Here is a 13,683-nt window from a genome sequence, read left to right as displayed (position 1 = left end):
TCCCGAGCGAGGCACGGGCGCCGCTCGTGCCTCACTCCGCGGAGCGCGCGGCGTCAGCGCACCTGGTTCTCATGGTGGCCGTGCCCCGGCCCGCCGAAAGTGCCCGGCCACGGCTCGTTCGCGGGCAGCAGCCCCGGCATGGAGAAGCGCAGGAAGCGCGCCTGGCTGTAGGCGAACGGCGGGTCGCACTCGCCGCAGGTGGAGGCCCCCTCCATCATCATCAGCGCTCCCGGTGCCAGCTCCAGCAGTTGCGGCACCGTGCGCGGCGTGTACGACAGGGGGCACTGGAACGCCTCGCTTCCGTCCCTCACATTCACCCCCACCAGCAGCCGCTGGTTGGCGAGGCCCGTCGCGGTGGTGAGCACCACCGTGTCCGGCGGCAGGCCCGCCCCCACCGGCCACGTGGCCAGCCGCAGCTCCTTCGTGCCCAGGCTCTGCCCCGCCCTCAGCGTGTACGTCCACACCGGGCCCAGCGCCGGCAGCCCGTAGCCCTTCAGCTCCGTGACGGTGGCGGCTCCGCCGCCGGGGTTCAGCGAGGTGCCCGGCGCGCTCGGCACCACCACCTCGCGGGTGGCCACCAGGCGGCCGAACTCCTGGGGGATGGAGCCCATGGGCGCGCCGTCCGCCGTGCTCAAGGCCTGCGTGCCACGCTCGGGCATCAGCAGCCCGTTCACCACCGCCAGCTCGCCGGCGCGGAACGACTCCTTCTTCTTCCAGCGCGGCACCCCGTCCGAGGAGAACGCCATCATCAGCGTGGGCGCCCCCGGCTGCAGCGGTGCTCCCACGTTCGTCGTCCGGGAGAAGGCCACGTAGAGGTCCCCCACCGCGTCCGACGCGAGGCCGAAGGGGTGCGGGTGGTTGCACTCGGCCAGCAGCGGGTCCGTCAATTCCTCCGCGGACACCATGCGGCCGAAGGCATCCAGCACCACCAGGAAGTACATGCGGCACAGCGTGTCGCGGGGCTGCCCGGCGGGGTACGCCTCGAAGAGGGCCGCGAGCCGGTCCGGCGCCATCACCGCCAGCCGCGCCAGGAAGAGCGTCAGCGTCTTCTGCGCGAAGTCCGGCCGCGCCTTGGCCAGCGTGAAGGTCCACCGCGGCGCGCCCGTGGAGCGCTCCAGCAGCGACACCGTGCCGTCCTCCGGCAGGTCCATGCACAAGAGCCGGTCGTTCCACAGCATGCAGCGCCGCGCCGCATCGGAAGAGCGCACCGGGCTGTCGCCCGTCACGCCCAGCACCGGCGAGGCATAGAAGCCCGACAGCGTCACGTCGCCCTCGGGCCCCACCAGCATGTCGTGCAGGCCCTGACCTTCGGCCCGCGCGTCGTAGCTCCAGTCCGCCGCCAGCTGCGTCGCTTCCGGGCGCTCGCACACCGGGCCGTTGCAGCGGCCCTCGCCCTGGCACGGGCTGGCGTTCGCGCACACGAAGCCGTCCGGCAGGTCGCGCCGCGCGCACCGGCCCTCCACGCACACGTCCGCGGCGTCACACCCGCGCGCCGAGCCGCAGAAGGTGCCATCCGGCGCGGGCCCCAGGCCGCAGCCCTTCACCGGGTCGCACGTGCCCACCTGGCACTTCCCGTCCCCCGGGCACGGCGGCGCCGGCACCGTCTGGCAGCCGTCCAGCGCGTGGCACACGTCCGTGGTGCAGGCATTGCCGTCGTCGCACGCGCGCTCGCGCCCCTTGCACCGGCCCGCCTGGCAGGTGGCGTCGGTGAGGCACGCGTTGCCCGGGTCGCACGCGGTGCCGTCCGGCAGCACCGTCTCCACGCACTGCTCGGTATTCACGTCGAAGGTGGCCGTGGCGCACGTCACCGGCGTGAAGCAGTCCGGAATCGGCTTCGCCTCGGCCACGAGCACCAGGGCCACGCTGCCGCCGTCGGAAGCCGTGCCCTTCACCGTGACTTCGTACGTGCCCGCCGCCGAGGGCGAGAAGCGCAGGCGCACCGGCACCTCGCCCGCCTCCACGCGCACGGGCAGCGCGTCCGTCAGCGAGAAGGGCGCCGTCACCTCCGTCCAGGTGACGTCCAGCGGCGCGCGGCCGGCATTCACCACCCGGACCTCCGCGTCGCGCGTGGTGCCGGGATACGCGGAGGGAAACTCCACGCGCTCCTGGGACAGCCGCAGCCGCCCCACGGCGCCCACCAATGGCTTCTCCCTGCAGGCCGGACCGGCCCCCAGCACCACCGCCAGCAGGATGACCGTCCACCCCACCCCGCCTGCTCTCGTCGCGCGCGCCATGGGTGCCCTCCCGAGACGTCGCGTATAGCCCTCGCGCGGGAAGGATGCGAGGGGGGCACCCCGGAAGCGCCCCCGCTGTCGGCCAGCCACCCTCCCGTAACGACACGCCTTTCGGATGCTGAACGGTGCACCCTGTAGACTGGGCACTGCCTCCCACCTGGAGCCGTCTCCCATGTCCGCCCTTCGCTCCGCCTTCGCGCTCGCCCTGCTCGCCCTGCTGGCCGCGCCCGCCTCTCGCGCCGCGGAGGACGTGCCCCGCACCCTGGCCTTCCAGGGCCGCCTCGTGCGCGCGGACGGCACGCCGGAGAACACGCCGCAGGACCTCACCTTCTCCCTCTACTCCATGCCCGCCGGCGGCACGCCCCTGTGGCAGGAGCGCCTGCCCTCCGTCCAGGTGACGAATGGCTACTACGCCGTGGTGCTCGGCTCCGCGCAGCCGCTGCGGTACGAGCTGACGGAGGGCAGCTCGCTGTTCCTCGGCGTCGCCCTCACCGGCCAGTCCGAGCTCACCCCGCGCCTGCAGATGGCCTCCGTGCCCTTCGCCCTGCGCGCACAGGACAGCCGCCTCCTCGACGGCCGCACCCCCGCCACCTTCGCCAATGCCAACCACGGCCACCCCGCCGCCACGCCCACCTCCGACGGCTTCCTGTCCGCCGCGGACAAGGCCAGGCTCGACGAGCCCGCGCCCACCTACGGTGACGGCCTCGCCGCCAGCGGCACGCCGCTCAACGTGCGCGTCGCCTTCACCACCTCTGGCGGGAACAACGGCACCTCGCGCACCGTCGCCCGCGGGGACCATGCCCACGCCACCGCCACGACTGCCGCCCCCGGCTTCATGTCCGCCGCGGACAAGGCGAAGCTCGACGCGCCGGACCCCTCCTTCGGGGACGGCTTGTCCGTCAGCACCGGCACCTCGCCTACCGTGAGCGTCAACTTCGCCAGCTCCGGTGGAAACAACGGCACGTCGCGAATCGTGGCGCGGGCGGACCACTTACATCCGAAGCCCGCGCTGGCGTGCACGTACCACCAGGCCACGGGCAATGAGTCGGGGGACAGCCAGGCGTCCGTCGCGTGGTGCGCCTCCAACGCGCAGCTCATGGGAGGCGGCTGCGGCAACCTGGAGGGCCCTGCCGGCGTGAGCTTCCTGCCCGTGGGCGTCACGCTGGAGAGCGGCGCGGCGGCCACCGGCGGCCCGGGCTACAGGTGCCGCAACAGCACCACAGGTGTGCCGGCGCCCACCGCCTACGCCATCTGCTGCCGCATCCCCTGAGGCACCTCGGGGCAGGGCCCGCGCGCACGAGTCGACAGGCTCCCCGCGAGAAGTGCCAGCGATGCGCTCCCACCTGGAGCCACAGCGGAGACTTCAAAGAGTTCAGGGCTGTGACGGGATGTACCAGTGATTTTTTCAGGTGCGTCCCCGTGGAGCCTCCGCAACCGCGCGGAATGGCTGGACTGCACGGGGGTATGGTTCTGGCAACCGGGCGGGACATGATCTCCGCCGAATCCGCTGCTGGATCTTCGTCGTCGCAGGCCTTCACCGTGCTCATCCCACGTGGACTCCAGGCCGCGGTGGATGGGTTGCCGTCAGAGGCCCGGCAAGAGCTGCTGGCAGAGCTGTTCCGTATGGCAGCACTTGCACACCAGGAGCGGAACCTGCTGCCGTCCTCGGCGCCCTACACGCTGCGGCTGGACCTGGCCGGCTGCCAGGTGAGCGTGGAGCTGGACCCGGCGCGCTCCCGCCTCACGCTCGCGGGGCTCGTCCGCGCCCACGCAGTGGCCTGACCCGGTGGCACACGGCGGATTGGTCTAGATGTCACGACGGGCCGGATACGAAGAATCCTGGGACCTGACCTATCTGGTGGAACAGCTTCGCGAGCTGGTCGGCCGAGACCTCCAGCTGCACCCGGAGCTCTCCGAGGAGCTGGAGGACACGCTGGACAGCCTGGTGCTCCGCAACCAGCGCCTGCGAGGACTCCAGCGCATGGTGAACGCGGAGCGCGAGCCGGATGACCTGGCCATCCTCCGCGGCGCGCTGGAGAACATGGACCGCGAGCTGCTCCACAAGCTGCCCACATTGCTGGAGCGCCTGCGCGACGCGATGACCTGAGCGGCGACGCGCGCTGCTTCAGGGAACGACGCCGGGATAGAGCGTGTGCGTCGGACCGCGCATCGGCCCGCCGCCAATGCCACCGCCCACACTGCCCCGCCCCGACGGCAGCGTGGCGCCGGCCGGTGCCACGCCCTGGGCCTCATGGCGCACCGGGCCCTCGCAGCGTCCGGAGCGGCAGCCCTCGAGTCCCTGGCACGGCCGCCCCGCTCCGCACGTCACCTCCTGGCACGCGCCCGCGCGGCACACCTGGCCGGAGGGGCACGCGGGCACGGCGGAGCACGCATCGGTGACGGGCAGGCAGGTGCCGCCGCGGCACGTCTCGCCCGCGCCGCAGTCCGTGTCGGTGGTGCAGGCCAGCGCCGAGCACGCGCCGTCACGGCACACCTGCTGGGACGGGCAGCGCACCGCCGCGCAGCCGGAGGCCGGTACGCAGCGGCCGTCCGTGCCGCAGCGCTCGTCCGGCTCGCAGTCGAAGCCGCCGGTGCACGCGACGCTCCGGCACAGCCCCCCCGGCCGGCACACCGTGGACTGCGGACATGCAACGCCGAGACACGTGTCATACGCGCACGCCGACTGCACGCAGCGCTCCGTCGGGAAGCAGGCCACGCCGGAGCCGCAGCCCACCCGGCCGCAGCTCCCCTGCCGGCACCGCTCGCCCGGCTGGCACGTCACGCCGAGACACGCGGGCTCCACGCACGCACCCTGCTCGCACACCTGGCCCGCGCCGCAGGCCACACCCCGGCACGTGGTGGCGAGGCATCTGCCCTCCACGCACGTCTGTCCGTCGGGACAGGCCACGCTCGCGCACAGGTCCGGTGCCACCAGCGTCGGCGTCTCCTCGCACGCGCCCAGCACCAGTAGCATGGCGAGGGCGAGCAGCCGTGAGGCCCATATAAAGGAGAGGGCTCGCGAGTCCATGCCGCTCCGGGCGCGCCTGCTCCCGGGCGAGCTCGCACGCGAGGTCGGCATGAAGGAGAGGGCTCGCGAGTCCGTGCCGCCGGCCCGCCCGCGATGCGCCGCCCGTGGGCCCCGAGCGCTCGGAGACACGTCGCTGCTCATGGCAGTTGCTCCGTCCGGTCCGCCGGCGGCAGGGCGAGCGGCGCCGGCTGGCTGAGCACCACGCCCAGCACCACGCCCGCGGCCGCCGCGAGTCCCACTCCGCCCACCACGAAGGGCCACAGCGGCCGCCCCTCGTCCACCCGCTCCTCCACTCCCGGGGGTGCCACGTCGAGCGCCGCCGCCACCGCGGGCGGAGGTGCCACCGGGGCATCGAACCGCAGCGGCGTCCGCATGCTGCCCTGTTCGAACAGGACGGCGCCGCCGCTGTCGCGCGCCATGGCATAGGCCTCCACCGCGCGCTCTGGTGCCGCCTTCACCGCCACCGGCCCGGGGGGCTTGCCCACCGCCGCGCTGAAGCCCGCCGCGCCCGGCTGCCGCACCGCCACCAGCAACTCCACCGCCACCGGCCGGGGCTGCTCCAGCGTGGCCACCACCCGGCCGTCCTTCGCGCGCGTCACCGTCAGCACCGGCCGCTGGCCCTCCAACGCCTTGCGTGCCGCCTCATACGGAGCGCGAATCTTCGGCCCCAGCGACGCCTGCACCCGCGCGTCCGGGTCCAGCACCAGCAGCACCTCGAAGGCCTGCTGGGCCTCTTGGGGCTGCCCCATGAAGGCGCGGGCCAGTGCCAGCCCCTCCCATGCCTTCAGCCGCTCCGCGCGGCTCCCAGGGGCAGCCAGGGCCTCCTGGTAGGCCTCCGCGGCGGCGTCGAACTCCAGCGCGTCGAAGGCCTGCTCGGCCCGCGTCAGCGGAGGCTCCGCGCCCCAGGCCGAAGCCGCGCACAGCCAGAGCGGAAGGATGAGGGCGCGCACCGGCCGGCACTCTACAGCCCTGTCTCACCGCATCCACAGGGGCATTGTCCCCACCCGCCGACTGCTTCTTCTATAGGTTCATAGAGGTATTGATCTAACGGTAGTAGAAGCAGGGACCCCAGACTTGGGGACAAGTCAGCAAGCTCGCGAGATGACTCGGGAATTCGCGCGCTGCTACATGTGGGTAAATGGGAGGTTTCCCCCGGGCTCCCACAGGTGTTGATCCCCGCCCCCGCTTCTCCACAACCCCACCCCCGCTGTCCACAGGCCATCCACAGGCTTCCGGTGGATGCGGGGCCCACCGGGCGTGCCGGCGGATTCTCACGGGACGTCCGCCCCCTACAAGCCTGTTATCTTCCGTACCGGCGAAGGTCCCCGGGAGCGGGGCGCGGGTGGAGGGTTTCCCCATCGACTTGTATCGGGGCGAGCGCATCGGCAAGTACGAGGTCGTCACCCAGCTGTCCGTGGGTGGCATGGCCGAGCTGTTCCTCGGCTTCACCTCGGGTCCGGGTGGCTTCCGCAAGTACGTGGTCATCAAGCGCATCCTCCCGGACGTGCGGGACAACGCGCAGTTCGAGCGGATGTTCCTCGACGAGGCGCGCATCACCGCGGCCTTCAACCACCCCAACATCGCCCAGGTGTTCGACCTGGGGCAGGAGGAGGACGGCCTCTACCTGGCCATGGAGTTCATCGCCGGGCAGAACCTGAATCAAATCACCGGGGCCTGCCTGCGCCACAAGGACGCGTTGCCCATCGGCTTCACGCTGTCGGTGGCGCGCGACGTCTGCATGGCGCTGCACTACGCGCACACCTTCACCGCGCCCTCGGGCGAGGCCAGCCCCGTCATCCACCGCGACGTCGCCCAGAAGAACATCATGGTGACGTACGACGGCGTGGTGAAGCTGCTCGACTTCGGCATCGCCAAGGCGAAGGGCAGCCTGGAGCGCACCAGCGCGGGCACGGTGAAGGGCACCACCGGGTACATGTCCCCGGAGCAGGTGCGCGGCGACAAGCTGGACGGCCGCAGCGACTTGTTCTCCGTGGGGGTGATGATGCACGAGCTCATCACCGGGGCGCGCCTCTTCGCGGGCAAGGACGAGCGCGACGAGATGGTGAAGATTCTCGAGGCGCCCATCCCCTGGCCCTCGCACGTGGCGCCGCACGTGCCGGAGGGCGTGTCCAAGGTGGTGATGCAGGCGCTGGAGCGCAGCCGGGAGAAGCGCTTCCTCAGTGGCCGCGACATGGCCCGGGCGATTGAAGCGGCCGCGGGGCGGCTGCTGATGGACGCGGACCACCGCGCGTCGATGATGAAGGAGCTGTTCTCCGAGCGGATGGCGGCCACGCGCGCGCTGCTGGAGAGCGCGGAGGGCACGGCGAGCACCTCCATGGTGGACAAGGCGAAGCGCGCGCTTCGCGGGGATGACGGGCCGTACCTGCCGGAGCGGATGGACGACGCCACGCCCCAGAGCGGTGTCGCCCCGGTGCCGCGCAAGCCGTCGCGCCGGGTGAAGGCGGCGGGGAAGCCGCCCGCCGTGGCCGACACGGCGAAGACGGAGAGCGCGTCTTCCCGGCTGTCCAACGCGCTGTGGGGGCTGTTGCTCCTGGGCATCGTCGTGGGCGGAGGCTTCGCCGCGTGGCACCTGTCGCAGGTGCTCAACGCGACGGTGGAGCCCGAGCCGGAGATGCGCACCTTCGTGGACCCGCGGCTCCCCGTCTTCCGCGAGCCCGGCACGCCGGTGCCGGACGCGGGCACGGCGGCGGCGCAGGTGGAGCCGCCGCCTCCTCCGGTGCGCGACGACAAGGACAAGGGCACGAAGCCGGAGCGGACGACCCAGTCCCCGGTGCGCGGCAAGGGCAAGCTGACGCTGGTGGTGACGCCGGACGCGGACGTGTACCGCGGCAAGACGAAGCTGGGCCGCACGCCCATGTTCAACGTGGCGATGCCGGCGGGCGAGCACAAGCTGTTCATCATCGGCCCGGACAAGAAGAAGCGCGTGCTGGCCGTGCCCATCAAGGTCGGAGAGCCGACCCGGTTGAAGCTGGCGCTCACGACCATTCCCGAAGGGTGAACAGTCCCCGCGAATGAGGGACACGCGGGGGGGTGCTCCGCTATCTTCGCGGCCCCAACCTCCACCCCGGACAGCATGGCCGCGCTCACCATTGGCTTCCTGATGGACCCGCTCGAGACGGTGCGGGTGAACCACGACTCCACGTTCCAGTTGATGCTGGAGGCGCAGAAGCGCGGCCACCAGGTGCGCTACTTCGAGCAGGGCTGGCTGCGCTTCAACGGCACCTGCGCCGAGGCCCGCATGCGCCGCGTCACCGTGCGCGCCGAGCCGGGCCGGCACTTCGACGTGCTCGACGAGGCCGCCCACCCCCTGTCCACGCTGGACGTGTTGTTCATGCGCAAGGACCCGCCGGTGGACGCGGAGTTCCTCCACGCCACGCAGCTGGTGGAGCTGTGCGGTGACAGGGCGCCCGCCTTCATCAACCACCCGGCGGGCATCCGTGACGCCAACGAGAAGCTCTTCGCGCTGCGCTACCCGGACCTGATGCCGGACACGCGCATCACCCGCGAGCTGCCGGTGCTGCTGGACTTCATCGCGCGCAACGCGCAGGGCACCATCCTCAAGCCCATCGACGGCTTCGGTGGGAAGGGCATCCTCTTCCTGTCGCCCACGGACCGGAACGCGCGCTCGGCGGTGGAGCTGCTCACGCTGGGAGGCCGCGAGGCCGTAGTGGCGCAGGCGTACATCCCGGAGAGCCGCCTGGGCGACAAGCGCATCCTCCTGGTGGACGGCGAGCCGGTGGGCGGCGTGCTGCGCGTGCCGTCCGAGGACGACCACCGGGGCAACATGGCCGCCGGAGGGGTGGCTCGGAAGGCCGTGCTCACGCCGCGTGATTTGGAAATCTGCGAGCGCCTGAAGCCCGAGCTGCGCCGGCGCGGGCTGCTGCTCGTGGGCATCGACGTGCTCGGCAACTACCTCACCGAGGTGAATGTCACGAGCCCCACCGGCATCTACGAAGCCAACCAGCTGGACGGCGTCTGCGTGGAGGCGAAGGTGCTGGACGTGGCCGAGCGGCTGGCCGCCCAGCGCAACGCGCGGTAACCACCGGACGGTTCGCGGCACCCGAGGGCCTGGAGCCGAAGCTCCGGGCCCTTCGTGTTTCCGGGGGCTTGGTGCGCACGAAGGGTGCCCTCCCCTCTGTCACCCGGTGCCCGGAGCTGAATGGTGGTTCAGCTTTCACCCCAGACGCCGACGCAGCGCGCAATGGTTGGCCGTGACGCGCTGAATTGAATGTTGGTTCATGTTTCATGCGTCCGGCGACGCGACGCGCCTTGAATCGATGAGAGTCGGGAGAGTCAGGTCTCGCTCCTCGGCCGCCGCTCTCCCCCCACTGGCGGCCCGGGAGGCACCATGCACACGCAACACCCCCGCCGTGCTCCGTCGTGCTCGCCGTTCCCCGGTTTGCGCCTCGCGGCGCTCCTGCTCATGAGTGCCGCGGGCTGTGGTTCCCCCGAAGAAGCGTCCATTCCCGAGGCCGCGCCCGAAGAGGTGCGGGAAGTCGCGAGCTCGCTGACCCAGGTGACGGGCTTCGGCACCAACCCGGGCAATCTGCTGATGTACCGCCACGTGCCGACGGGGATGCCCGCCAACGCGCCGCTGGTGGTGGTGATGCACGGCTGCACGCAGACGGCCGCGGCCATGGAGAACACGGGCTGGACGGCGGCGGCGAACCTCTACAAGTTCTACGTCGTCTACCCGCAGCAGCAGAGCGGCAACAACCCGACCAGCTGCTTCAACTGGTTCGAGCCCGGCGACATCACCCGCGGCCAGGGCGAGGTGCTCTCCATCAAGCAGATGGTGGACGCGATGAAGTCCGCGTACTCCATCGATTCGTCGCGGGTGTACCTCAGCGGCTTCTCGGGCGGCGGGTACATGGCGCCTGCGCTGCTGGCCACCTACCCGGACGTCTTCTCCGCGGGTGCCATCAACTCGGGTGGCCCGTACAAGTGCGCGCTGACGATGAACGCGGGCTTCAACTGCATGAGCCCGGGCGTGGACAAGACGCCCGCCGCCTGGGGTGACCTGGTGCGCGGCGCGTACTCCGGATACACGGGCGCGTGGCCGCGCGTCTCCATCTGGCACGGGACGAACGACTTCACGGTGAAGGTGATGAACCTCACCGAGGCGATGGAGCAGTGGACGAACGTCCACGGCATCGACCAGACGGCGGACACGACCGAGACGGTGGGCAACGTCCCTCACAAGGTGTACCGGGACGGCTCGGGCAGCGCGAAGGTGGAGACGTGGGAGATGACGGGCATGGGGCACGGCGTGCCCGTGGACCCGCAGTACAGCTTCCCGGGCAGCTCCACGGCGTGCGGCACGACGGGGGCGTACCTGCTCGACGCGAATCTCTGCGCCGTCTACTACCAGGCGCAGTTCTTCGGGCTCACGGGTGCCGTCACCCCGGGGGACACCACGCCGCCCACGGTGAATGTGACGGCGCCGGCCAACGGGGCCACGGTGAGCGGCACCGTCACGGTGACGGCGAGCGCCTCGGACGCGGTGGGCGTGGCGCGGGTGGAGTTCCTGGTGGACGGGAGCACGGTGGGCTCGGACTCGGTGGCGCCGTATGAGCTCGCGTGGAACAGCACGGGGGTGTCGAACGGGACGCACACGCTGGGAGCGCGGGCGTTCGACGCGGCGGGGAACCAGGCCACGGACAGCGGCACGAGCGTCACCGTGAGCAACAGCGGCACGCCGACGCCGGTGACGGTGAGCTTCACGAGTGTCACGGCGGATGACGGGTATCTGAAGGCGAACGCGGACGGCAGCGCGCCAGCGCTGGGGACGCTCACGGGCCTGGCGCTGGGGCGCGGGACGGACGGGAAGTACAACCGCGCGTTCATGTCCTTCGACACGTCGAGCATTCCGGACACGGCGGCCATTACGCGTGCGTACCTGACGGTGACGTACTCGTCCGGTTCGGGTGACCCGTGGTCCACGCCGGCGGGGAACACGCTGCTCATCGACGTGAAGAACGGCACGTTCAACGCGGCGGCGACGGAGACGGCGGACTGGGCCTCGGCCGCCACCGCGAGCGGTGTGGCGAGCATCGACAGGTTCACGGCCGGGACGAAGGCCTCTGGAGACTTCAGCGGCGCCGGGCTCTCCGCCATCAACCGGACGGGGAAGACGCAGCTGCGGCTGGGCTTCAGCGGGAATCAGACGGCGACGCAGTACCTGTTCGTCAGGGACGGCGCGGGCGCCACGCTGACCGTCGTGTACACGCCGTAGTGTGACGTGGGGACGGCGGGCCGGAGTGTCGGTCCGGCCTGCCGTCCTGGCTCAGCTTCGGCGTCTTGTCGTTGTCCCGTGCCGTTCATACACGCACGGGGTCGGGTACATCCCGCAGCGACTGCGTGTGCCGATTTCATAGGCACGGAGCGTGGTGCCACGAGCGCACTTCGCGGCGGCCGGACAGTGCGGAGCTGCGGTTCTCCACCATCGACCCGGCGATTGCGTCAGTGCTCTCGTGCCATGTTCTTGACCGTGGGCCTTTCGAGCCCGGGAGATACGCGTGGCGGCGAGACGCTGGTGGGCCCTGCTGCTGATTCCGTTGGTGCTGGGCTGCGCGAGCCCTCGAGTGGTGCGGCTGGACACGGGCAATGGCCGGCCTCTGGAGCACACACCGCGGACGTTGGGTGGATCCGTGGAGGTAGGCGCGGAGGACTTCGAGAAGGCACTCGCGCCTGGTGCTGGACGTGCCGCTGTCCCTTCGCCCTGCGGACACCGGGTGGTGGGTGCGCGCCTCGGCACGTGGCAGCTCCATGGACAGGGTGCTGGGAAGCGCACTGCACAGAGACTATGGCCGATGGTGCCGGGCGCATGAGGGGCCCGGAGACTGTCTCTCCCTGCTGCAGGATGGCCTGGGCTTCGACGCGAGGAACCGGTTGGCGCTGGCACTGGGTCTGTCGCTGGATTCGATGCACGAGAGCATCGCGGACGCGGTGGAGCAGACGCTCAACCCCACTTTCTTCAAGGCGGTGGTGGTATCGGCGTTGGTGTCGTGGGCGGTGCTGGCGACCAATCCCGAGCCCGTGTTCACCAAGGCTGCCGCGGTGGTGTCGGTGGTGCTGCTGGCGTACCTGGGAATCGATGCCTTCCTCACGATGGTCCACGCGTGCGTCGAGCTGAAACGGAGCGCGGACAAGGCCACCACCTTCGAGGAATTGGAAGAGGCCGGAGAGCACTTCGGCCAGGTGGTAGGCACCCAGGGTGCACGCATCTTCGTGCTCGCGGTGGCGCTGGTGGTGGGCAAGGGCACGGTGGGAGGAGCTTCGGGGCTGGTCTCCCGGCTGCCGTTGTTACCGGGCTTTCCTCCAGCAGCGGCACTGAGTGCGTCGCAGCTCGGAGTGAAGCTCGCGGCCGTCGAGCAGGTGAGCGCGGTGGCGGTGGTGGAGGGTGGCGTCGTCATCACCCTCGTGCCTGGAGCGGTGGCCATGGTGGCCTCGAGCTCAGGTGGCATCCTGGGTGACGCGGATGGGAAGGTGCATCACATCTGCACCGACAAGAACACGGAGTCAGACGCGAACGGAGGACCCTGGACGCCGGTGTTCGAGAAGCTCTTCAGGAGGGCCGGCATGACGCTGAATGACCCAGCCAACCTGGTGCGCATCCGGGGCCACGAGGGGCCTCATCCGGAGGCATACCATCAGGAGGTCTATCTACGGGTTCAGCGAGCACTCAGGCATTGCAGAAACACCGACGCATGCCGGGAAGCATTGGTCATGGAGTTGAAAAAGCTGTGCAATGAACTACTCACGCCAGGAAACACGCTTCGTCGGCTCGTCACGAAGGGCAGGGAGTAGGGATGCCGGCTCGCTATTTCGATCTGTACCAGGACCTCTACATCCCTGAGCGCTGGTATCCCGACGAGCCCACGGACCTTCGTGGCCAAGAAATTGATGACGTCTGGCAATTCTCTGAGGGTCATCCCGTAGAGCTTCGAGAGCCCCTCCGTATCCCGTTGTATCGCCCAGGTAGACCGGTTGATTTCTCCACGACCGCAGTGGGTGCCACTCCCATCGTCCATCCGAGAGTCGCATCCGTGTTCGAGGAACTCGCTCGGGAGAACGTCCAGCTCTTCCCTGTGGAGGTCGAAGGTCAGCCCGAGCCGTACTTCATCCTCAACGCCACGCGGCTGGTGAAGTGCATCGACGACAAGGCTTGCGCATACGTCGATTACTTCAAGCCTGAGGATGGGCAGCCGGAAAAGGTGGGGACGTATCACAACGTTCGAGGGCTGCGCATCGACAAGTCTCTGGTCGGCGACGTGAAGGTGTTCCGCACCTGGGGCTGGTCCACCGTCCTCATCGTCTCCGAGGACATCAAGGACGCGCTGGAGCGCACGGGTGCCACCGGCATGAAGTTCACGGAGGTATAGGCTCACCCGCGAGATG

General features: G+C 70.4%; 10 protein-coding genes and 1 pseudogene. 8 read left to right on the top strand and 3 right to left on the bottom strand.

Features of this window, described 5'->3' with window-relative positions; translation table 11 throughout:
- Nucleotides 1-53 precede the first annotated feature (53 nt).
- Nucleotides 54-2,234 (bottom strand): COG1470 family protein, encoded by a 2,181-nt coding sequence (locus tag ACX9TP_RS00195; RefSeq protein WP_482977652.1) that lies wholly within the window; start codon nucleotides 2,232-2,234, stop codon nucleotides 54-56.
- A gap of 172 nt (nucleotides 2,235-2,406) precedes the next feature.
- Between ACX9TP_RS00195 and ACX9TP_RS00190 the strand changes: the two genes are divergently transcribed.
- The 3 genes from ACX9TP_RS00190 to ACX9TP_RS00180 all read left to right on the top strand — a co-directional run bounded on the left by ACX9TP_RS00190 (nucleotide 2,407) and on the right by ACX9TP_RS00180 (nucleotide 4,341).
- Nucleotides 2,407-3,504 (top strand): hypothetical protein, encoded by a 1,098-nt coding sequence (locus ACX9TP_RS00190; RefSeq protein ID WP_482977651.1) that lies wholly within the window; start codon nucleotides 2,407-2,409, stop codon nucleotides 3,502-3,504.
- A 353-nt stretch (nucleotides 3,505-3,857) separates the two neighbouring features.
- Nucleotides 3,858-4,016: a hypothetical protein gene (locus tag ACX9TP_RS00185; RefSeq protein WP_482977650.1), complete on the top strand. Its 159-nt coding sequence runs from the start codon at nucleotides 3,858-3,860 to the stop codon at nucleotides 4,014-4,016.
- A gap of 28 nt (nucleotides 4,017-4,044) precedes the next feature.
- Nucleotides 4,045-4,341 carry a hypothetical protein gene (locus ACX9TP_RS00180; protein WP_482977649.1) on the top strand — a complete coding sequence of 99 codons (297 nt, stop codon included), beginning with the start codon at nucleotides 4,045-4,047 and terminating at the stop codon, nucleotides 4,339-4,341.
- 18 nt (nucleotides 4,342-4,359) lie between these two features.
- On the opposite strand, the gene ACX9TP_RS00175 is transcribed toward ACX9TP_RS00180, so the two are convergent.
- Together ACX9TP_RS00175 and ACX9TP_RS00170 are read right to left on the bottom strand one after the other, a co-directional pair.
- Nucleotides 4,360-5,208, bottom strand: a complete 849-nt coding sequence (locus ACX9TP_RS00175; protein ID WP_482977648.1) for a hypothetical protein — start codon at nucleotides 5,206-5,208, stop codon at nucleotides 4,360-4,362.
- A gap of 191 nt (nucleotides 5,209-5,399) precedes the next feature.
- A complete protein-coding gene (locus ACX9TP_RS00170; RefSeq protein WP_482977647.1) occupies nucleotides 5,400-6,212 on the bottom strand; it encodes a hypothetical protein in 813 nt (270 codons plus the stop codon).
- A 473-nt stretch (nucleotides 6,213-6,685) separates the two neighbouring features.
- Here ACX9TP_RS00170 and ACX9TP_RS00165 point away from each other — a divergent pair, with 473 nt between their 5' ends.
- The 5 genes and pseudogenes from ACX9TP_RS00165 (at nucleotide 6,686) to ACX9TP_RS00145 (ending at nucleotide 13,667) form a co-directional block, all read left to right on the top strand.
- Nucleotides 6,686-8,281, top strand: a complete 1,596-nt coding sequence (locus ACX9TP_RS00165) for a serine/threonine protein kinase (RefSeq protein WP_482982342.1) — start codon at nucleotides 6,686-6,688, stop codon at nucleotides 8,279-8,281.
- A gap of 75 nt (nucleotides 8,282-8,356) precedes the next feature.
- Complete coding sequence (gshB, locus tag ACX9TP_RS00160) at nucleotides 8,357-9,322, top strand: glutathione synthase (RefSeq protein ID WP_482977646.1); 966 nt, start codon at nucleotides 8,357-8,359, stop codon at nucleotides 9,320-9,322.
- Nucleotides 9,323-9,631: 309 nt separating this feature from the next.
- On the top strand, nucleotides 9,632-11,518 hold the full coding sequence (locus ACX9TP_RS00155; protein WP_482977645.1) for an extracellular catalytic domain type 1 short-chain-length polyhydroxyalkanoate depolymerase: 1,887 nt from the start codon (nucleotides 9,632-9,634) through the stop codon (nucleotides 11,516-11,518).
- A 283-nt stretch (nucleotides 11,519-11,801) separates the two neighbouring features.
- Nucleotides 11,802-13,092, top strand: a pseudogene (locus tag ACX9TP_RS00150) (AHH domain-containing protein).
- A gap of 2 nt (nucleotides 13,093-13,094) precedes the next feature.
- A complete protein-coding gene (locus tag ACX9TP_RS00145) occupies nucleotides 13,095-13,667 on the top strand; it encodes an imm11 family protein (RefSeq protein WP_482977644.1) in 573 nt (190 codons plus the stop codon).
- The last annotated feature ends 16 nt before the right edge of the window (nucleotides 13,668-13,683 follow it).

Source organism: Pyxidicoccus sp. M15 (genome assembly GCF_056858435.1).
This window is presented reverse-complemented; position numbering and strand designations above follow the sequence as displayed.

Bases quoted from the DNA above. Each gene is read 5' to 3' on its own strand.
- ACX9TP_RS00195 (WP_482977652.1), bottom strand. From the start codon at position 2,234: ATGGCGCGCGCGACGAGAGCAGGCGGGGTGGGGTGGACGGTCATCCTG.
- ACX9TP_RS00165 (WP_482982342.1), top strand. From the start codon at position 6,686: ATGGCCGAGCTGTTCCTCGGCTTCACCTCGGGTCCGGGTGGCTTCCGC.
- ACX9TP_RS00145 (WP_482977644.1), top strand. From the start codon at position 13,095: ATGCCGGCTCGCTATTTCGATCTGTACCAGGACCTCTACATCCCTGAG.
- ACX9TP_RS00155 (WP_482977645.1), top strand. From the start codon at position 9,632: ATGCACACGCAACACCCCCGCCGTGCTCCGTCGTGCTCGCCGTTCCCC.
- ACX9TP_RS00185 (WP_482977650.1), top strand. From the start codon at position 3,858: ATGGCAGCACTTGCACACCAGGAGCGGAACCTGCTGCCGTCCTCGGCG.
- gshB (WP_482977646.1), top strand. From the start codon at position 8,357: ATGGCCGCGCTCACCATTGGCTTCCTGATGGACCCGCTCGAGACGGTG.
- ACX9TP_RS00190 (WP_482977651.1), top strand. From the start codon at position 2,407: ATGTCCGCCCTTCGCTCCGCCTTCGCGCTCGCCCTGCTCGCCCTGCTG.
- ACX9TP_RS00175 (WP_482977648.1), bottom strand. From the start codon at position 5,208: ATGCTACTGGTGCTGGGCGCGTGCGAGGAGACGCCGACGCTGGTGGCA.
- ACX9TP_RS00180 (WP_482977649.1), top strand. From the start codon at position 4,045: ATGTCACGACGGGCCGGATACGAAGAATCCTGGGACCTGACCTATCTG.